The sequence below is a fragment of the Roseomonas sp. WA12 genome, from assembly GCF_054165765.1.
The window spans coordinates 3,716,805-3,736,073 of record NZ_CM135108.1 but is presented as its reverse complement, the minus strand read 5'-3'; the positions used below and the strand labels follow the sequence as shown (position 1 = coordinate 3,736,073).

General features: G+C 70.9%; 18 protein-coding genes. 3 read left to right on the top strand and 15 right to left on the bottom strand.

Annotated features, from left to right (window positions below):
• The first annotated feature begins 6 nt into the window (after positions 1-6).
• Positions 7-684 carry an EAL domain-containing protein gene (locus ACVBD7_RS17795; protein WP_458094574.1) on the top strand — a complete coding sequence of 226 codons (678 nt, stop codon included), beginning with the start codon at positions 7-9 and terminating at the stop codon, positions 682-684.
• Positions 685-705: 21 nt separating this feature from the next.
• Here the strand turns inward: ACVBD7_RS17795 and ACVBD7_RS17790 are convergent, their stop codons facing one another.
• From ACVBD7_RS17790 to ACVBD7_RS17720, 15 genes are all read right to left on the bottom strand, one after another.
• Positions 706-1,575 (bottom strand): metallophosphoesterase, encoded by an 870-nt coding sequence (locus ACVBD7_RS17790; RefSeq protein WP_458094573.1) that lies wholly within the window; start codon positions 1,573-1,575, stop codon positions 706-708.
• 154 nt (positions 1,576-1,729) lie between these two features.
• Entirely contained in the window at positions 1,730-4,132 is a 2,403-nt protein-coding gene (locus ACVBD7_RS17785) for a putative bifunctional diguanylate cyclase/phosphodiesterase (RefSeq protein ID WP_458094572.1), read from the bottom strand.
• 85 nt (positions 4,133-4,217) lie between these two features.
• Positions 4,218-4,538: a cupredoxin domain-containing protein gene (locus tag ACVBD7_RS17780; protein WP_458094571.1), complete on the bottom strand. Its 321-nt coding sequence runs from the start codon at positions 4,536-4,538 to the stop codon at positions 4,218-4,220.
• Complete coding sequence (locus tag ACVBD7_RS17775; RefSeq protein ID WP_458094570.1) at positions 4,535-5,551, bottom strand: catalase family peroxidase; 1,017 nt, start codon at positions 5,549-5,551, stop codon at positions 4,535-4,537. Before ACVBD7_RS17775 ends, ACVBD7_RS17780 begins: the two co-directional genes overlap by 4 nt.
• Positions 5,552-5,737: 186 nt before the next feature.
• Positions 5,738-6,331, bottom strand: a complete 594-nt coding sequence (locus ACVBD7_RS17770; protein ID WP_458094569.1) for a DNA polymerase III subunit epsilon — start codon at positions 6,329-6,331, stop codon at positions 5,738-5,740.
• 310 nt (positions 6,332-6,641) lie between these two features.
• Complete coding sequence (locus tag ACVBD7_RS17765; RefSeq protein ID WP_458094568.1) at positions 6,642-7,604, bottom strand: Bug family tripartite tricarboxylate transporter substrate binding protein; 963 nt, start codon at positions 7,602-7,604, stop codon at positions 6,642-6,644.
• A gap of 172 nt (positions 7,605-7,776) precedes the next feature.
• On the bottom strand, positions 7,777-9,618 hold the full coding sequence (gene htpG / locus ACVBD7_RS17760) for a molecular chaperone HtpG (RefSeq protein WP_458094567.1): 1,842 nt from the start codon (positions 9,616-9,618) through the stop codon (positions 7,777-7,779).
• Between the two features lie 84 nt (positions 9,619-9,702).
• Positions 9,703-10,677, bottom strand: a complete 975-nt coding sequence (locus ACVBD7_RS17755) for a TIGR03885 family FMN-dependent LLM class oxidoreductase (RefSeq protein WP_458094566.1) — start codon at positions 10,675-10,677, stop codon at positions 9,703-9,705.
• Positions 10,678-10,875: 198 nt separating this feature from the next.
• Positions 10,876-11,580, bottom strand: coding sequence for a 4-carboxy-4-hydroxy-2-oxoadipate aldolase/oxaloacetate decarboxylase (locus tag ACVBD7_RS17750; RefSeq protein ID WP_458094565.1), 705 nt, complete (start codon positions 11,578-11,580; stop codon positions 10,876-10,878).
• A complete protein-coding gene (locus tag ACVBD7_RS17745; RefSeq protein ID WP_458094564.1) occupies positions 11,577-12,299 on the bottom strand; it encodes a PIG-L deacetylase family protein in 723 nt (240 codons plus the stop codon). Before ACVBD7_RS17745 ends, ACVBD7_RS17750 begins: the two co-directional genes overlap by 4 nt.
• Before the next feature lie 11 nt (positions 12,300-12,310).
• Entirely contained in the window at positions 12,311-13,177 is an 867-nt protein-coding gene (locus ACVBD7_RS17740; protein ID WP_458094563.1) for an amidohydrolase family protein, read from the bottom strand.
• A 2-nt stretch (positions 13,178-13,179) separates the two neighbouring features.
• On the bottom strand, positions 13,180-14,151 hold the full coding sequence (locus tag ACVBD7_RS17735; protein ID WP_458094562.1) for a Bug family tripartite tricarboxylate transporter substrate binding protein: 972 nt from the start codon (positions 14,149-14,151) through the stop codon (positions 13,180-13,182).
• 19 nt (positions 14,152-14,170) lie between these two features.
• Positions 14,171-15,052 carry a DUF1932 domain-containing protein gene (locus tag ACVBD7_RS17730; protein WP_458094561.1) on the bottom strand — a complete coding sequence of 294 codons (882 nt, stop codon included), beginning with the start codon at positions 15,050-15,052 and terminating at the stop codon, positions 14,171-14,173.
• Positions 15,053-15,062: 10 nt separating this feature from the next.
• The gene (locus tag ACVBD7_RS17725) at positions 15,063-15,947 is read right to left on the bottom strand and encodes an ABC transporter substrate-binding protein (protein ID WP_458094560.1); all 885 of its coding nucleotides are present in this window, start codon (positions 15,945-15,947) and stop codon (positions 15,063-15,065) included.
• Between the two features lie 34 nt (positions 15,948-15,981).
• Positions 15,982-16,989 (bottom strand): LysR family transcriptional regulator, encoded by a 1,008-nt coding sequence (locus ACVBD7_RS17720; RefSeq protein WP_458094559.1) that lies wholly within the window; start codon positions 16,987-16,989, stop codon positions 15,982-15,984.
• A gap of 123 nt (positions 16,990-17,112) precedes the next feature.
• Between ACVBD7_RS17720 and ACVBD7_RS17715 the strand changes: the two genes are divergently transcribed.
• Positions 17,113-18,129 (top strand): Bug family tripartite tricarboxylate transporter substrate binding protein, encoded by a 1,017-nt coding sequence (locus ACVBD7_RS17715; protein ID WP_458094558.1) that lies wholly within the window; start codon positions 17,113-17,115, stop codon positions 18,127-18,129.
• A gap of 127 nt (positions 18,130-18,256) precedes the next feature.
• Complete coding sequence (locus tag ACVBD7_RS17710; RefSeq protein ID WP_458094557.1) at positions 18,257-19,237, top strand: Bug family tripartite tricarboxylate transporter substrate binding protein; 981 nt, start codon at positions 18,257-18,259, stop codon at positions 19,235-19,237.
• Positions 19,238-19,269: the final 32 nt, after the last annotated feature.

Sequence of the window (19,269 nt, the reverse complement as noted above, 5' to 3'; positions counted from 1 at the left end):
GTATGCATGCGGTCCGGCCGCACGGTCGGGGCGGAGGCGCTGCTGCGCTGGCGGCATCCCCGGCGTGGCATGGTGCCCCCTTCCGCCTTCATCGCGGTGGCGGAGCACTGCGGCCTGATCACGGAACTGGGCGGCTGGGTGTTAGGGAAGGCCTGCGCGGAGGCCGCGCTCTGGCCCGATAGGATCGGGCTGTCGGTCAATGTCTCGGCCCGGCAACTCGTCGATGCTGCCCTTCTGCGGCAGGTCTCGGCGGCGCTCGCCGGTTCGGCTCTGGCGCCCCGGCGGCTGGAGGTGGAGCTGACGGAATCCATGCTCGTTAGCGCGAGCATCGAGAACCTGCTGACGCTGTCCGCCATTCGCGACATGGGGGTGGGCATCGCGCTCGACGATTTCGGCACGGGCTATGCCAGTCTCGCCAGCCTCAGGCACCTGCCTCTGACCGCGCTCAAGCTTGACCGCTCCATGATCAGGGGCATGCTGGACGAGCCCGAGAACCTCGTCATCATCCGCGCCATGATCCAGATCGGGCACGCGCTCGACCTGAAGGTGGTGGCGGAGGGCGTCGATACGCCGGAAGAGCGCGACGCCCTGGCTGAACTCGGCTGCAACGAAGGGCAGGCCTATCTGTTCGGTCGCCCGATGCCCGGCGAGGCGCTGCGAGCGCGATTGGCCGAGGAGGGCTGATCCAGTCTCCCGTGCCCTCGCTTAACCGGAGCTCGGGTGCGCGGCTTTCGGCGGTGCCGAAATGGCGGCGTGGGTGCGGAACCGGCCATGCCGGAACTCCGCCATCAGCAGCCGGCCGGTCCGGACGCAGCCGGCGTCAAGGCCGATGCGATGGCCGAGCACCACCGGCGCCGTCTTCTCGATAGTGTGGCCGTGCACGACAAGCTGGTTACCGGGCAGGGGTCGCGGCCAATCCAGGAACTCGTCGCGGATCCAGTAGGGGCTCATCGCCCCGGTTCGCAGGCCGTAGTCCCTCCAGCCCTGATCGAGGAACCGATCGGGGTCGATTACCGGGTTCAGCCCGGCATGGACGAAGACCAGGCCGCCTTCCAGCACCACGGCGGTCCGCAGCGACAGGAGAAGGTCGATACGCTCCCTGCCGAGAAATTCCTGTAGGAGCGGCCGGAGGAGGCGCAGCTGCCTGGCCTCCGCGAGCTCGGGTTGGACGCCCAGGCGGAGGCACAGGGCGCGCCCGCCATTGTTGAGCCAGACGCGGGCGGCGTGACCGGCGATCTCCCGGTCCTCGGCCAGAAGGGTGTTGAGCAGGAGCTGCTCGTGGTTGCCGAGCAGGTTCACCTCCTCGACATCCGGGAGGCCGAGCCCGTCGCGGACGAGGTCGAGCGCGCGCAGCGTATCCGGGCCGCGATCGATGTAGTCACCGAGGCGGATAAAGAGCGGCCGCGAGAGGCCCTCGGCCGTGATGCTGTGGCGGGCGGCGCTGTGCAGGGCTTCCAGATGCCTGTCGCAGCCATGGACATCCCCGATCGCGAAGACAGGGCGGGACACGGAGCGCCCGCCGGGCAGGATCTGCCAGGCGCTGGTCGTGACGGCCGGGAGGATCGGGTCGGGCATTGCGGCAATCATGCCTCGTTCTGCTCTACAAATCCTTGATTCATGCACAGGAGATGTAATCGCGCGATGAGGGCAAGGCCACACGGCTCGGGCTCCCGGTCGCGAGGGTACCGGCCGAGCCGGACTCCCGCCTTCCCCACGTGCTGGCAGGGCGCTAGGCGGCGGTGGTGAGTTCCGGCGGTCGCGACCCTGCATGCGTGTTCAGGAGCATCGCCGCCACGTCCCGCACCGGCCTGGGATGGCTGAACAGATAGCCCTGCAGCTCGTCGCATCCCTCTGCGCAGAGCGCTACCAGCTGCTCGGGCGTCTCGACCCCTTCGGCATTCACCGTGATGCGAAGGGCGCGGCCCATGCCGACCACGGCCCGGATGATGGCGGAACAGTGCTCGTCCCGGCCGAGGCCGCGGACGAAGGACTGGTCAATCTTGATCTTGTCGAAGGGGAAGCGCTGCAGGTAGCTCAGCGAGGAATAGCCGGTGCCAAAGTCGTCCATGGCGATGCGGACACCCAGGTCCCGCAGCGCATGCAGGGTGGACAGCACCGAGGCATCGTCCATCAAGAGCAGCGATTCCGTGATCTCGAGTTCCAGCCGGTGTGCGGCGAGGCCGGATCCCTGTAGGGCATCCGCCACCTCCGCAACGAGGGAACCGCCCGTGAACTGGGCCGGCGAGAGGTTGACCGCCACCTTCAACGCCTCGGGCCAAGCGGCTGCAGCCGTGCAGGCCGTGCGAAGCACCCAGGCGCCGATCGGGCGGATAAGCCCGATCTCCTCGGCCATGGGGACGAACTCCGCGGGCGAGACCATGCCGCGTTCAGGATGTTCCCAGCGCAGCAGCGCCTCGAAGCCGCTGACCTTCCGGCCCTCGGCATCGATGACCGGCTGGTAGTGGACCTCGAACTTCTGCTCCTGCACCGCCCTGCGGAGATCCCGCTCGAGCTTGCTGCGCGCCTGCATGAGGACGTTCATCTCCGGCTCGAAGAACCGCCAGGTTCCGCGGCCGTCGCCCTTGGCGCGGTACAGCGCCAGGTCGGCCCGCTTCAGGAGCTCGTCCGGGTCGTTGAGCCCCTCCTCGCCGAGCGCGATGCCGATGCTGGTCCCGATCGTGACCTGCTGTCCCTCGATCAGGAAGGGCTCGGCAAGGGCCGCGAGCAGCCGCTGGGACAGCGCCGTCGCGTCATCGGGCTGGCCCGTCGCCTCCTGCACCACGGCGAACTCGTCTCCCCCGAGGCGTGCGACGAGGTCGGTGCTCCGGGTGCAGTTCTGCAGCCGGTCGGAAACAAGGCGAAGCAGCGTGTCACCGGCGGGATGTCCCAGCGTGTCGTTGACGGCCTTGAAGCGGTCGAGATCCAGGGTCAGCACGGCGGCCCCGTTGCCCCGCGAGGCGCCGCCGAACAGGTGTTGGACGTGCTTGTGGAACAGCGTCCGGTTCGGCAGTCCGGTCAGGGAATCGTGATGCGCCATATGGGCGAGCTTCGCCTCCGCCCGGCGCCGATCGGTCACGTCCTCATAGGTGGCGACCCAGCCGCCGCCCTCCACCGGACGGTGCGCGACGGTCAAGGTCCGGCCGTCGGGCAAATCCCGGGAAGTCTGCGATTCGTCGCCGGCATGCCGGGACAGCAGCTCGGCCAAATGCCGCTCGGGGAAGACCTCGCCGGGCGGCGCGTGAAGCTTGGGGGCGCCAAACATCTCGACGAAGCGCCGGTTCACCACGGCCAGCCTGCCATCCGGCCCAAACAGGCAGAGGCCCTGGATCATATTGGACAGCGCCGCGTCGAATCGCGCCACTTGCCCGGCCAGTTCGCCGGCATGGCTGGATTCCTGTGCGGCGATCAACGCCTTCAGGCTGGCCTGCATGGCCGAGAGCGCGTGCAGGAGCTGGGCGGTCTCGCTCTGTCCCCGCCCCTCGGTCGCGATGGCGTTGTCGAGCTGGCCTGCGGCGATCGAGCGCGCGACTCCGACCGCCGCCCGGATCGGCGGCACGATGGATCTGGCCAGCGCCGCCGTGATCACGAGCGCGACCGCGAGCGAGACCGCGATCGCCATCCAGCCATGCCGCTCCGTCGTCTCGATCAGCTGCGCGACGCTTCGGCGCTGGCGGAAGCCGTCTGCGGCGTAGATCTCGACCAGCCGGTCGAAGCCGGTGCCCAGGTCGTGAAGGCTGGCGGCCACCTCCGGGGTGGAGGGAAGGCCGCCCGGCGCCTGCAGGGCGGCGAGCCCCGCGGCGAGCCGTGTTGCCGCCTCGCGTCCGCCGGGTGAAAGCGCCCGCTCGAGCGCGACGTTCAGGTCGTCCGCAATCTCGGGCAGGGTGCCGAGGAGCGTGCCCCGCGCGGCCGCCTCCGCTGCCGCGATGCTGCCGGAAGCCTGGAAGGCCACCTCGGCGCGGGTCAGCCCGTTCTGGGCGGAGCGGAGATAGCTCATCGCCAGGAAGGTCTCGTCGTAGAGCGAGACGGCGATCCGGCCGAGCTCGCGCTGGGCGCCGCGGTTGAAGGTGCCCAGGAGTACCGTCACCGCTGCCAGCGCGAGACAGCCGAGGAGGAGCTTCAGGCGGATCGTCATGCGCCGATGTTGCGGGGTGAGGCTTTACGGCCGGCTAATTCGCCGGTGGATTAAGCCTTCTGGCGCCTTGGTGATGCGCGGCGGGTCAGCGAACCTTCACGCTCATCCGCATCCGGGGATGCACGCCGCAGCGCACCTCGAAGAGGCCCGCACCGGGGAAGGCCAATTCGGTGAATCGCTCTGCCTCGATAAGGTCGGAGTCGTAGGCTATGCCCGGGCCCTGGACCGAGATCTGGTGCGGATAGTCGTCCTCGTTCGTGAACCGCACGACCGTTCCCGGCGTGATGCTCACCTGCGGCACCGAGAAGTTACGGTCCCGCTGCACCACGGTGACGAGAGCGGTGGCGGCAGCGGGCAAGGCGGCCAGGAGAAGCCCGGCCACGGCCAGCCAGGATGGCGTCCTCATGGTGCTGGCATCCGCCGGTCCGCGGAGATGCGGTAGGACTGCGTCCGCGCCGTCAGCATCGGATCGGCCGAGGGCGCGATGCCGCCGACCAGGTTGGTGGGCACGAAGGTCAGGTCGCGCTGCCTCTCGTCCCCCTCGGGTACGGCGTGCAACAGCGCGAGGGTGCCGATCTCCACTTCCGGCCGGCCTTCAGGCCAGGGCTGCGAGCCGTCATCCACGGGGTCGCCTTCCTGCGCGAGCTGCACGGCCAGGCGGAACAGGACCGGCCCCTGGCCGAGTCGGCTTTTCAGCTCGGTAGGCAGATAGGCGGGTGGGCGTGCGGCGGCCTGCTCCGGGGTGAGATGCGAGAGATCGGCCAGGGGCGTGATGCGGTATCGCCCGTGCCGCAAAACGCCGGCCGCATTGGTGAAGTGGAGGGCACTGACGCCGAAGAAGGCCTCGGTGGCGTAGCTCTCGGGCGCCGGCTTCGGATGCTCCAGGAACGCCCGAGCCGCGCTGTGCTCCGCGGCGAAGGCGGCGCGCTGCGCGTGATCCGGCAGCGCGCGGAGGAAGGCGAGGAACTCCTCCGGCGTGGCGGCCGGGAAGCCGTCATAGGAGTGGGCGACGATGTCGGTGTCGATGCCGCCGGGCAGGAGGAACTTGATCGCCATCCCGCGCGGGCTGGCATCGGGGTGGCCGTCTGGCAGGCCCGGCACGGCGGCGAAGTTGGAAAACCGCACGAGCACCGGGATCTCGGGGCCGCCCAGATGCGGGGCGCGGGAGAGCTGAGACGCCCCGGGCGCGGGGGTAAAGCGGCCCTCCACCAACGGGCCGAAGGCGTGCACCGCCCGGCGTCCGGCATATGGGCCGCTGAACAGGGCGTCGAAGGCCCCGACCACCGCCGCAGGCACCGAGGGGGGGGAAGGACCAGCGCCGGGTGCCTGGGCCGTGGCGGCGCCCGGCGCGGCCAGCACCGCCGCGAGAAGGGCTGCCCGAAGGCAGGCGTGGTGCGGTGGCGCGCGGCGTCTTGGCATGGCGAGGGCTCTCACACGGTCGGCTGTGCCTGAGCCTTCCATGGGGCAGCCCAGTGTCACGGGCGCAGAGTGCCAGCACGGGATTACCAGGACCTTGCCGGCGCAGGCGGGCGAGACGGGACCGTTGTGGGCCGGCTTTGCCGTTCTGGTCCGGTGCTGGGCCAGGCCCGGGGCGTAGAGCCGGTGTCAGCCCTGCTCGAGGAGCTGCCCGGCAATGGCGAGCCCCAGGAGGTGGGCGTAGCCGCGGGCATCATCGAGCGGACAATGCGAGTGGGCGTTCTCGCCGAGCCAGTGGTCCGGATAGGCGTCCCGCCGGCACTGGCGGAAGTCCCGGCCCGTGCGGCCCATGACGAGGGAGGGGATGTCCAGCCCGTCGAACCGGCAGAGGCCAGGATCGCGCGGCCGGTCGAACAGGCGGCAGTCGGCAAAGCGCTGGAGATAGGCATCCATCCAGGCGCCGTCGAAGGCGACCGGATGGGCGGCGAAGACCGGGGCGCCGGGAAGGGCGCGGACCCATTCCGCCCAGGAAAGGATGGCGGTGGCGGGGTCTTGCGGGTCGCGCGTGCTGCTGTCCCAGGCCTCGGGATGCTGCTTCCACCAGCTCATGGCGCCGGCATCCTGCGCGGCGCCGGGCAGGGGGGCGAGATTGACCGTGAACTCGCCGTGCTGGCTGCCATCCGCACCCAGGGCCACGGAGCCGAGGCTCAGCATGGAATGGCGCTCCGGATCGGGCCCGTCCGCCTCAATATCCGTGACGATGAAAATGGTCGGCTGCGTCATGAGGCAACAGGTTCCGAAAATGTGCCGGCACGCCGGTGCCGTGGGCGAGCGGGACGCTTGGCCGCTGCCGCGCTGCATTGCAACAACCTGGGCAGGGAGGAGGGTGAGAAGCTGGCTGGGCGACTGCCTGGGACGAGGGCCGGCCAGATCGGCCCTGGGCTGCGTAATGCGTGCCGGCCCCGATTTGGTGGCCGGTGGTGCCGGCAGGAGGCGCGGAGAGACGCTGCTACAGCGGGCGGAGCCGGTCTCTGCCCGGAGGCGTGATCACGCGGCGGTCCGAAGGTCCGGACCGCCGCGTGAGGAGAACGGCTCAGGCGAGCCGCAGGCGCTCGATCAGCGGACGGAACAGGGCGCGGTCGCGGGCGATGGCGGCGTCGAAATCCGCGGCCTCGGCAAAGTTGAAGCCGAGATTCGCCTTTGCCATGGCCTCGCGGAAGCCGGGTTCGGCGGCGGTGGTGCGGGTGATGGTGGTCAGCGCGTCGACCACGGGCTGCGGGGTGGCCTTCGGCACGGCGAGGCCGCGCCAGGTGCCGATCGCCAGGTCGTGGCCCAGCTCCTTCAGCGTGGGGACGGAATCGTAGGGCGCCATGCGGCGATCTGACATGATCGTCAGCAGGCGGAGCTTGCCGCCCTGGACATGGGCGCTCACCTCGGCAGGGCTGGTGCACATGGCCTCCACATGGCCACCCAGCAGCGCGACGATCCCCGGCGCGGCGCCGGGGAAGGGGACATGCAGGAAGCTGGCATCCGCCTTCTCGCCCATCGCGGCCGCGGAGAGGTGCCAGATGGAGCCGACGCCGGAATCGCCCACCGTCAGCTGCCCGGGGCGGCGGCGCGCATCGGCCAGGAACTCCTCCAGCGACTTCCAGGGTGCCTCGGTCCGCACCACGATCGAGGCGGGGTCGGCGTTCAGCCGCGCGATCATGCGGAAATCATCCGCCGAGAAGCGGATCTGATTCAGGAAAGGCAGGATCGCCAGCTCGGCGATGACGACCGCCACCTTGTGGCCGTCGGGCCGGGAGTTGAGCACCTCGCCCATCCCGACCGCGCCGCTGGCACCCGGGCGGTTGAGCACGACGAAGGGCTGGGGCGAGTGGCGGCGCACGTTGTCGGTGAAGGCGCGGGCGAGGGAATCGGTCCCACCGCCGGCGGAAGCGGGCACGACAAGCTCCACGCTGCGCGTCGGGAAATCGGCCGCGCGTGCCGGGGAGATAAGGCGTGAGGCGGCAGCGAGGGTGGCGAGCCCGAGCAGGTCCCGGCGAATGGGAGGCATGGTGACGATTCCTCAGATTTGTTTCGTGTCTGAGGCGAGGGTAATGCGCCGTACGGCGGGCCGAAAGGCCGAAGACGGGCCCCGGGGCGCCGCTGATTGCGCCTCCCCGGCATGGGCGACCGTGTCACCCACGCGCTGGCGGACAGACCGCCGGAGCGGCCCGTCCTTCGGATCAGCCCAGGCTGGCGGCCAGCGCGGCCGTCACCCGGCGGGCGAAGCCGGCGGGATCGCGCGGGCTGGCGCCGTCCTGCACACGGGCGAGGTCGAGCAGCAGCCCGGCCGCATCTCCCAGGCCCGCCTCCGTCTCCGCACGGGCGGCGAGGCCGCGGATCAGCGGATGGCGCGGGTTGATCTCCAGCACCGGCTGGTCGGCGCCGAAGCCGCGCCCGGCGCGTTCCAGCAGGCGCCGCATCTGCAGGTCCGGCCCGCCCTCGGCGGCCGCGAGGACGACGGCGCTGTCCACCAGCCGGTCGGTCGTCCGCACCTCGGCCACATCCTCGCCCAGTGCGTCCTTCAGCAGCGGGATGAGGCGGGCGACATTGGCGGGTTCCTCGCGCGATGCGTCCTCCGGGGCCGCGACCTTCGACAGGTCGATCGAGCCCTGGGTGATGCTGCGGATCGGCTTGTCCTCGAACCGATCCAGCCGCTCCGGCCAGAAGGCGTCGATCTGATCAGACAGCAGCAGCACCTCCACGCCGCGGGCGCGGAAGCCCTCCAGCTGGGGCGAGTTCGGCAGGGCTTCCGGGTTGTCGCCAGAGAGGACGTAGATGGCCTCCTGCCCCTCCTTCATGCGGGAGACGTAGTCGGCCAGCGAGGTCCAGCCCTCCACGGCGGAGGAGCGGAAGCGCAGCAGGCCGGCGAGGTCCTTGCGGTGCTCCGCATCCTCCCACAGCCCCTCCTTCAGCACGGGGCCGAAATTCTCCCAGAAGCCGGCATAGGCTTCGGCATCCTTGGCGCGGGTCTTCAGCTCGGAGATGACGCGGTTGGTCACGGCGCGCCGGATGCGGGCGAGCACCGGCGTGGACTGCAGCATCTCGCGCGAGACGTTCAGCGGCAGGTCCTCGGTGTCCACCACGCCCGTCACGAAGCGCAGCCAGGGCGGCAGCAGCCCGGCCTGATCCGTGATGAACATGCGGCGGACATGGAGCCGCACGCGGCTCTCCCGCTCGCCCTCCACGGGCTGGAAGGGCTTCATGCCCGGGATGAAGAGCAGCGCGGTGAAGTCGAGCGCGCCCTCGGCCCGCCAGTGCAGCGTGGCCCAGGGCGCATCGAACATGTGGCCGAGATGGCGGTAGAACTCGGTATAGGCCTCCTCGGTCACCTCCGACTTCGGCTTGCGCCAGAGCGCCGTGCCCTCGTTCGCCGGCTCCTCCCGCCCGTCCTCGGTGATGGTGATGGGGACGGTGATGTGGTCGGCCCATTTGCGGATGATCGTCCGCAGCCGGATGGGCTCAAGGAACTCATCGGCCTCGGGCCGGATGTGCAGGACGATGTCAGTGCCGGGCTCGGCGCGCTCGGCGGGGGCGAGGGTGTAGTCGCCACGGCCCTCGGAGGCCCAGCGCCAGGCTTCCTCCCCATCCGCGCGGCGCGAGGTGACCTCGACGCGCTCGGCCACCATGAAGGCGGAGTAGAAGCCCACCCCGAACTGGCCAATGAGGCTGGGGCGGTCGTCGGGCTTGGCCTCGGACAGCGACTGGGTGAAGGCGCGGGTGCCGGAGCGGGCGATGGTGCCGAGATTCTCGACCAGCTCGGCCTTGCTCATGCCGATGCCGGGATCCGACAGGGTGATGGTGCGGGCGGCCTTGTCGGGGATGATCCGCACAGCGGCGCCCTCGGGCAGGGCGGGCGCTGCGCCGGTCAGCGCCTCGAAGCGGCGGCGATCCACGGCATCCGCCGCGTTCGCCACCAGCTCGCGCAGAAAGATCTCCCGGTCCGAGTAGAGGGCGTGGACCACCAGATCCAGTAGGCGCCCCACCTCCGCGCCGAATTCGTGCCGCTCCACCGTCTCGCTCACGCGCATCCTCCAGGCCAGAAAGGAACCGGAGGGGCGATATGCAAGCAGCCGGGCCCGCCTTCAAGATGGGCCTTCAAGACCGGCCTATGCGCCGCGCAGCGCTGGCAGGACCCTTTCGCCGAAGATGTCGATGAAGCCCCGCTGGTCGGTGCCGACCTGATGCAGGTCGATGCTCTCGAAGCCCAGCGCGGCGCATTCGGCGAGCTGAGCGGCGTGCCGGGCGGGATCGGCGGAGATATGCACCGTCTCGTGCATGTCCTCCGGCCGGATGAAGCGCGTGGCGGTCTCGAAGTCCTCGGGCGAGCGAAGGACCCAGTTCACCTCTCCGCCCAGCAGGTTGAAGCGCCATTGCGCATGAGCCTGGTGCAGCGCCTCGGCCTCGGTGGCGGCCCAGCTCAGATCGGCCTTGAGGTAGATGGGCTTGCCCTCGCCGCCGCCGCGGCGGAAGGCCTCGATCGTGCGGCGTAGCTTTTCCGGCTTCGTGCCGACCGTCAGCAGCCCGTCGGCCCAGCCGCCCAGCCATTCCGCCGTAGCCTCCGTCGTGGCGGCACCGACGAGGCGCGTGGCCGTCTCCGGCCGCGACCACAGGCGTGCGCCCACCACGGTGACGCGGCCGCGATGGGTGACGGTCTCGCCCGCCAGAAGGGCGCGCATGATCTCCGCCCCCTCCTGCAGCCGGGCGTTGCGCTCGGCCTTGTCGGGCCAGGGCTGGCCGGTGACCGCCTCGTTCATGGCCTGGCCGCTGCCCAGCGCCACCCAGGGAATGCGGCCGGGGAACATCTCGCCGAGGGTGGCGACGGCCTGGGCCAGCACCGCCGGGCTGTAGCGCCAGCCGCCGGGGACGCTGATCGCGCCGAAGCGGAGGCGTTCCGTGGCCTGCATCGCCGCGCCGAGCCAGGCCCAGGCAAAGCCGGACTGGCCCTGGTCCGGCGACCAGGGCTGCAGGTGGTCGGAGGAGAAAGCGGCGTCGAAGCCAGCGGCCTCGGCCTGGCGCACCAGGCCGAGGAGGTCGCGCGGGGAGAACTGCTCGTGGGAGACGTGGTAGCTGAACAGGGTCATCGCGCGCGGAGCGTCCGACCATCGTGGCGGGAGTGAATGGCGGCAGGTGAACGTGGCAAGGCGGAGCTCCCCGATATCGCGGGACTTCCGCGACGCGCCCCTCTTCTCACGAACTGGAGGCACGGCGCCTCTAACCCTTGGCAGGTCTCTGCCGCCTGGGCTCCCGTCTCGCCGAACCGTGATCCCGCCGGCCGGGGTTCAGCCCCCTGTCAGATCCTCGAGCCGGTCGACATAGCGCAGCCCCGCCGTTTCCAGCGCTGGGCGCATGTCATAGAGGTCGAGGCCGAGCACGCCCGAGGCCAGCTTGGACCGCTTGCTCTCCTCATTCGCCTGGCGCTTCTCGGCGGCGGCGAGGGTGGCGGCAATGTCGGCGGCGGGAACGACGACCACGCCGTCATCATCCGCCACCACCACGTCGCCGGGACGGACCGAGACGCCTGCGCAGACCACGGGGATGTTCACCGAGCCCAGCGTCGCCTTCACCGTGCCGCGGGCGGAGACGGCGCGGGACCAGACGGGAAAGCCCATCTCCCGCAGCACCGCCACGTCGCGCACGCCGGCATCGATGACCAGGCCGCGCACGCCGCGTGCCTTGAGCGAGGTGGCGAGCAGGTCGCCGAACATGCCGTCCGTGTTGTCGGTGGTGCAGGCAACGACGAGGATGTCGCCGGGCTGGCACTGCTCCACCGCCACATGGATCATCCAGTTGTCGCCGGGCTGCGCCAGTACCGTGACGGCGCTGCCCGCGGCCGAGGCGCCGGCCCAGGCCGGGCGCATATACGTCTTCATCAAGTTGGGCGCGCGGCCGCTCGCCTCATGCGTGGTGGAGACGCCGAGCGGCGTGAAGCGGTCGATGGTGGCGAGATCGGCGCGCGGGTTGTGGCGGATGACGACGGGGGTCATGCCAGCACCTCCACCGCATCCGGAAAGATGGTCTGGTAGGCCTCGCCGTACTTCATCGCCTTGCCGGAGTTACGGCCGCCTTGCATGCCGCGGTTCAGCGCCACGCGTTCGTAGTAGTCCCAGAGGTGGCGCTGGGCGGGAAGCTGCTCGAAGGCCTTCCACTTCCTCTCCCACACCTCGGTGATGTTGAGGATGCGGTTCGGCTTGAAGTCGCACTGCTCGGGCTGGTGCGGCTCGAACTGGAAGACCTGCGGGGCGGAGTAGGTGACGCCCTTTGGGCCGGGCTTGTGGCCGGCAGCCTGGGCGACGATGCGGGCCTCCTGCGCGATGCGGGATGCCTCGGGGTGGTCCACGTTGTACGGGTCCTTCACCGCATGGGTGAGGACGAAGGACGGGTTCACCTCGCGGTAGATGTCGATCAGGCGGTCCATCATGGCGGGGGTGATGTGCAGCGGGTAGTCGCCGGCATCGAAGAACTCGATCTCGGCGCCAAGGATGCTGGCAGCCGCCTCGGCCTCGGCGCGGCGGCCGGCCTTGCAGGCCTCCAGCGTCATGCCCGGCTGCTTCCAGGCGCCCTGGCTCTCACCGCGCTCCCCATAGGACATGCAGACGATCTTCACGTGGTAGCCCATCTTTGCGTGCAGCGCGATGGCGCCGCCCGCGCGCCAGACGAAATCGCCGGGATGGGCGGTAACGACGAGGCCGGATTTCTGGGACATGGCGTCCTCCTCTAACGCGCCCAGTACAGGCGGCTGGGGTTGTCGATCAGGATCTTGCGGCGCACCGCCTCGTCCTCCACGGCCAGGGCCAGGATATCCACGAGGTCGCCGTCATTCGGCATGTCGCCGGCGATGTTCGGATGCGGGAAATCGGTGCCCCACAGCGTGCGATCCGGCGCCACCTCGGCGAGCCTGGCGGCGAATGGCACGGCATCGTGGAAAGGGCTGCCGGCGGAGGAGACGCGCTCCGGCCCGCAGATCTTCACCCAGGCCAGCTCGTTCCGCATCAGCTCCAGCAGACGGCGAAAGGGCTCCTGCTCCAGCCCGTTCTTCGCCTGCACACGGCCCATATGGTCGATGACGAAGGGCACCCTGATGCGGGCGATGCGATCCGCGTGCTCCAGGATGTCGCCGGCATCGAGATGCAGGACCACATGCCAGCCCAGCGGCTGGATCCGGTCCAGCACGCGGTCGAACACGTCGAGATCCTGCGTGCCGCCGAGATGCTTGACGAAGTTGAAGCGCACGCCGCGCACGCCGCCCGCGTCCAGCTCCTCCAGCCCCTGGTCGGTGACCGTGCCGTCCACGATGGCGACGCCGCGATAGGCGCCGTTGCTGCTCCCGATCGCGTCGATCATCGCGGCGTTGTCGGTGCCGTGGCAGCTCGCCTGCACGATCACCGCGCGCTCCACGCCGATGGCGGCGTGCACGCGGCGCAGGTCCTCCACCGGCGCGTCGGGCGGGGTGTAGGAGCGGTCGGGCGCGTAGGGGAACTTACCCGCAGGGCCGAAGACGTGGCAGTGGGCGTCGCAGGCGCCCGCGGGCAGACCGTAGGCGGGGGTTTTCGGGTTGGGGTCCGGCGCCTTGCAGGTCTTCATGCTCACTGCCTCTCGATTCCGGCGCGCTCGATCACCGCGCGCCATTTCTCCGCCTCGCCTGCCATCAGCCCGCCGAGATGGGCGGGGCTGTCGCCCCTGGCCTCCACCCCGGCCTCCAGCAGCTTCGTCCGCACCGCCGGATCGGCCAGCACGGCGTTCAGCTCGCGGTTGAGGCGCTCGATCACGGGCGCGGGCGTGCGCGCCGGGGCGACGATGGCATTCCAGGAGGTCACGTCGAAGCCCGCCAGCCCGGCTTCTTGCAGCGTGGGCACGTCCGGCAGGTTCGCCGCGCGCTGGGCGGAGGTGACGGCGACGGCGCGCAGCGATCCGTCGCGGATCTGGCCCATGATCGGCGCCACGATCTCGAAGGCGGCCGTCACGTCGCCGCGCAGCAGGCTGGTGAGCAACGCAGGCGTGCCGGAGAAGGGCACGGTGGTCGCCTCCAGCCCCGCGGTGGTCTTGAACAGCTCGGCCGCCAGGTTCTGCGTGCTGCCGACACTGATCGTGCCGATGTTGCTGCGGGCCGGATCGCGGCGGAGCTGCGCGATCAGGTCCTGCGCTGTGCGGATGGGAGAGTTAGGCGCCACCAGGATGGCGATGGCGAAGGTGCCCATCAGCCCGACCGGCGCGAAATCCCCGATGGGATCGAAGGGCAGGGAGCGGAAGAGCGACTTGCTGATCGCGTTGGCGTTGGTGGCCACCATCAGCGTGGCGCCATCGGCCGGTGCCGAGAGCAGCGTCTGGCCCGCGACGATGCCGCCCGCGCCGGGGCGGTTCTCGATCACCACGGGTTGCCCGACGCGCGGGGAGAGCGCCGCGCCCACCGTGCGCGCTGTCAGGTCCGCGACGCCGCCGGCCGCGTTGGGAACCAGCAGGCGAATGGGTTTGTCGGGCAGGGTGGACTGGGCCCAAGCCGCCCGGGGAAGGGCTGCGAGACCGCCGAGCCACAGGGCGTCGCGGCGCCGGATCTGCATGGGCGTGTTTCCTCTCCGGCTATTCGGCCGCGGCGCGGTGGTGCATGGCGGCCGCGATCCCATCCAGCAGCGTGTCGAGATCGGTGGTGCCGAGCAGCGCGGGGCCCATTTCGCGGCCGCGCGCGGCGGCCCAGTCCTGGCGCTCGGCGATGGAGCGGCTGAGCAGCGGCTCCACCCCGGCTTCCTCCACCGTGCGGGCGACCTCGCGCACCTCCTCCGCCCGGCGCTTGCCGTGGATCAGGGCGCGGCTGATGACGTAGCGGGCCAGGCCGCGCCAATCCTCATGCGGCAGCGTGTCCGAGAGGGAGGCGAGCACCTCCTTCTCCACGCCGTAGTGGCGGGCTGCCAGCATGCACTCGGTGGTCAGCGCCTCCAGCCCCTTCACCATCACGCTGCGGCACATCTTCACGCTGCTGGCCTTGCCGATCTCCGGGGAGAAGACGGTGAGGTCCATGCCGAAGGGCGCCATGATGTCGATGAAGGCCTGGGCGTCCGGCCCGCCGAGCAGGATGGGGGAGCGCAGGCCGCGCGGCGGCACGCTGCTCATCACCGCCGCCTCGACGTAGCGGCCGCCGGCCTCCGCGACGACGCGCGCGGCCGCCTGCTTGGCGGCGGGGGAGATAGAGTTCACGTCCACGACGAGCGGCGCGTGGGACAGCCCGCCCGCGAGCGACTGCGCGGCCGCCAGCGCCGAGCCGGCAGTGACGGAGATGAACACGACATCCGCCTTTGCGGCCGCCTCGGCGGCCGTGGCATGCGCGGTGACGCCGGCGGCTGTGGCCCTTTCGCGCGCGGGCTCGAGGAGGTCATGGGCGTGAATGGCGCGGGCGCCGCCCGCGCGCAGGTCGCGGGCGAAGATGCCGCCCACCTCGCCGAAGCCGATGATAGCGAAATCGGTCATGCGCAGGTCCTCATTCGATGCCCGGGGGAAGGCCGTCCCAGACCTCCTCGGGGGTGAGCGGGCGCGGCAGCATGTCCTGCTCGGTCATGTAGCGGAGCGCGAGCTCGAGCACGGGGCGCAGCCCGGCGCGGTCCCGCGGCGCGTCGCGCGCGCCGGGCGGCACCGCGGCGGCGGAGGTGCGGACCATGCGGACGACTTCCTGCACCTGGTCGGGATGGCTATCCGCCAGCGCGCGGGTGACGCAGAGCATGTGGTTCACCGGCACGAGCTGATGGCGTGACCAGAAAGCCTCGATCGAGGCGGCGGGGTCGGGAAAGACGGGGCGCAGGCCGGGATCCTCCGGCATGTCGTTGCCGACGATCACGGCGTCCAACTCCCCCGCGCGCAGCATGGCGATCATCTCTTGGCCCGGCGCGGCGCGCTCCGCCCAGGGCGGGTCGGCGATGCCGGCGACATGGGCGTCCTCGAAGGTGACCCAGCGGCAGTCCTGCGGCTTCGGCCCGCCTTCCTCGGCGATGATGCCGCGCAGCCACATGCCCGTGGTCTGGCTGTAGGCGCGCACGCCGATGCGGCGGCCGGCCATATCCGCAGGGCCCTTGATGTCGCTGTCCATCCGGCAAAGCAGGGCGGATTGCTGGAAGCGCGCGGCGAGCACCACGGGCAGCAGCACCAGTGGGCGGCCCATGGCGCGGGCCTGCAGGAAGGTGGCGATCGCCATTTCCGACACGTCGAACCGCAGCTCCCGCACCATCGGCGCGAAGGCGCGGCTGATGACGGGGATATCGGCGAAGTCGAGCCGGAGAAGCGGGGAGGGGTGCCCCCCTTCCTTCAGGGCGCGGGTCCGGGGCGTGGTGCCCAGGGCAGCGCGCAGCACGGCCTGGCCTTGAGATGCCATGATGGGACGTTCCTTCCCCCGGGTTCAGGGTTCCCTAGTCCCCGGACCGGCGCGGCGTCCTATCCTTTTTCCCGGGCGGCCTATCAGCTCCGGTTATAGCGGCCAGCCCGCGCTGCCCGATCTCAGCGACATGGGCGCGCAGGCAGGCCAGGAAGGCGTGGCCAGCGGGCGGCAGCGGGCGGTCGCGCGGCAGGATCAGCCCGGCGGGCCGGGGTGGGGCCGGGACGGGCAGGGGCACGACGCGCAGGGTGCCCCGCAGCAGGTCCCCCGCCATCATCAGCCGCGGCATCACCGAGATGAGGTCGGTTCCGTGCAGCATCTCCCGGATGAAGCCGTAGGAGCTGGAGCGGAGGGAGTTGGTGGGGGAGAGCGCCAGCAGCTCGAGCAGCGTCTCGATCTCCTGCCCCACGCGCTGGCTGACGGTGGGCAGGATGAGGTCGTGGCGGCGGAGCTGGTCCAGCGTCGCCACGCCCTTCGCGAAGACGGGGTGATCGGCCCGGGCCAGGATGGAGATCGGCTCCTCCCACAGCGGCTCGCGCGCGAAGCCGTCGGGGATGGCGGGCTCGTAGAGGCGGCCGACGATGAGGTCGATCTCGCCCGCGGCCAGCTTGGGCAGCAGCTCCTCGGTGCGCCCCTGTTCCAGGCGGACGGCGATGCCGGGATGCTCGATCTTCAGCCGGGTGAGCGCGCCGGGCAGCACGCCGGTGGCGGCCACGGGCAGGGTGCCGATTGCGACCGTGCCGCCCGCGGGATCGGCCAGCCCGTCCAGCGCCTCGTCCAGCCGGCCCAGCTCGGCCAGGATGCGGCGTGCGGATTGCGCGAGGAGAAGCCCGGCCTCGGTTGGCCGCACGCCGCGGGCCAGGCGGTCGAACAGGCGATGCTGCAGGATGTCCTCGAGTTCCCGCAGGGTGCGGGTGAGCGCGGGCTGGCTGACGCCGATCACCACCGCGGCCTTGAGCAGGCTGCGCTGGGCGACGATGGCCTCCACCGCCCGGAGGTGGTGCAGCTTCAGGCGCTGGGGGAGGTAGCGGCGGACCGTCATGGGGGGCCTTCGGGCGCAAGCTATCCAGTCTGCTGATAGCTCGCGCGGAAGAAAAGATGCGGCGCCGGCTGCCTCTCCCGCCTAGCCTGCGGCACCCGACGGAGAGCGGGAGGAGGACGTCCCATGCATCGGCCCGAAGCCCGTCACCCCCTGGCCGCGCCCTCGCGCCGCGCGGCCCTGGCCGGCCTGCTGGCCGCGCCGCTGCTCGCTATGCCGCGCCTCTCCCGCGCCCAGGCCACCTGGCCGGAGCGGCCGGTGCGGGTGATCGTGCCCTTCACCCCCGGCGGGTCCAGCGACATCATCGGCCGGGCGCTCGCGGCCGAGCTGCAGGCCGAGTTCGGGCAGCCCTTCGTGGTGGAAAATCGCGGCGGCGCCGGCGGCACGATCGGGACCGAGGTGGCGGCCCATGCGCCGGCCGATGGCTACACCCTGTTCGTCGGCCATATCGGCACGCTGGCCGTGAACCCCTCTCTCTACCGCAACCTGTCCTTCGACACGGTCGAGTCCTTCGCGCCCGTCATCCTGGCCGCGGTCGTGCCGAACGTGATGGTGATCAACCCGCGCAAGGTGGCGGCCACCGACATCGCCGGGCTGGTCGAGTTGGCGAAGCGGCGGCCTCGCGGCCTCAGCTACGGCTCGGGCGGCAATGGCTCGGCCGCGCATCTCGCCATGGCGGCCTTCGGCCTCGCGACAGGGACGGTGATGGAGCACATCCCCTATCGCGGCACGGCGCCGATGATGAACGACCTGATCGGTGGTGCGATCGACCTGACGCTGACGGGCGGCCCGCCCGCCCTACCGCCGGTGCGCTCGGGGATGCTGCGCGCGCTCGGCGTGTCCTCGCCCCGCCGCCTTGCCACCGCACCCGACATCCTGACCATCGCGGAACAGGGGGTGGCGGGTTTCGAGGCGACGCAGTGGTACGGGCTGCTGGCACCTGCCGGCACGCCGCGCCCGATCGTGGAGCGGTTGAACTCGTCCTCTGCCCAGGCGCTGCGGGGCGAGAAGCTGCGGCCACGACTGGAGGCCGAAGGGGCCGAGCTTGCGGCGGGGACGCCGGAGGCGTTCCGGGACTTCATCGTCGCGGAGCGCCTGCGCTGGGGCGATGTGGTGCGGCGCGCCGGGATGCAAGCCGAGTAATTGGGTTCCAACTGTCCCAATATCTGTGTTGGGACAGTACCGCCCGGAATGGTCTGATTCGCCCCTTTCGCCCCCGCACCGGTCGGGACACCCTGTCGGCAACGACAAAACACAGGGAACGCCCGATATGAAGCGCCGCATCCTCCTCGGTTCGACACTCGCCCTGCCCGCGCTCGCTCTGTCCACGCAGTCCGGGCGCGCGCAGCAGGCCGCCTGGCCCGACCGCGCCATCACCCTCGTCGAGGGCTATCCGCCCGGCGGCGTGACCGACCTGGCCTCCCGCGCCGTGGCGGAGCCGATGTCGCGCAATCTCGGCGTGCCCGTGGTGGTGGAGAACCGGCCCGGCGCCGCGACCTCCGTCGCCGCAACCTATGGCGCGCGGGCGCGGCCGGACGGCAACACGCTGGTCATGGGCACCACGACGCTGGCCATCAACCAGACGCTGCAGCCCAACCTCACGCCGAAGGACCCGGCGCGGGAGCTGGACGCCATCGGCATGGTCTTCCGCACGCCCTTCATCCTGCACGTGCATCCTAGCGTGCCGGCGCGGAACACGGCGGAGCTGATTGCGCACTGCAAGGCCAATCCGGGCAAGGTGCTGTTCGGCTCGCCCGGCACGGGTTCCGTCAGCCATCTGGCGCTGGAGCTGTTCCGCGCCCGCGCCGGGGTGGATATCGTCCATGTCCCCTATCGCGGCGGGGCGCCTGCCGCGCTGGATCTTCGCCAGGGCCGCATCCATGCGGTGTTCCAGGCGATCCAGGAGGCGAAGACGACGCTGTCCGATGGCGGCACGCGCGGCCTTGGCGTCACCGCGAGCGCGCCCGTCGCGGGCTTCCCGGAACTGCCCCCGATCTCCCAGACCCTGCCGGGCTTCGAGGTGTTCTTCTGGCAGGGCCTGTTCGCCCCGGCCGGCACGCCCGCGCCGGTGATCACGCGCGCCGCCGCCGCCCTTCGCACCGCGACCGACGACCCCGCCCTGCGCGCCCGGCTGGCCGAGCAGGGGGTGGAGCTGGTCAGCGGCGACGCCGCCATGCTGCGTGCCGCCCTGGCCGACGACACCAAGCGCTGGGGCGACGTGATCCGCGAGGGCAACATCAAGCTGGAGTAATCCGGCCCCGCTTCCGACCCGCCCTTTCGGCC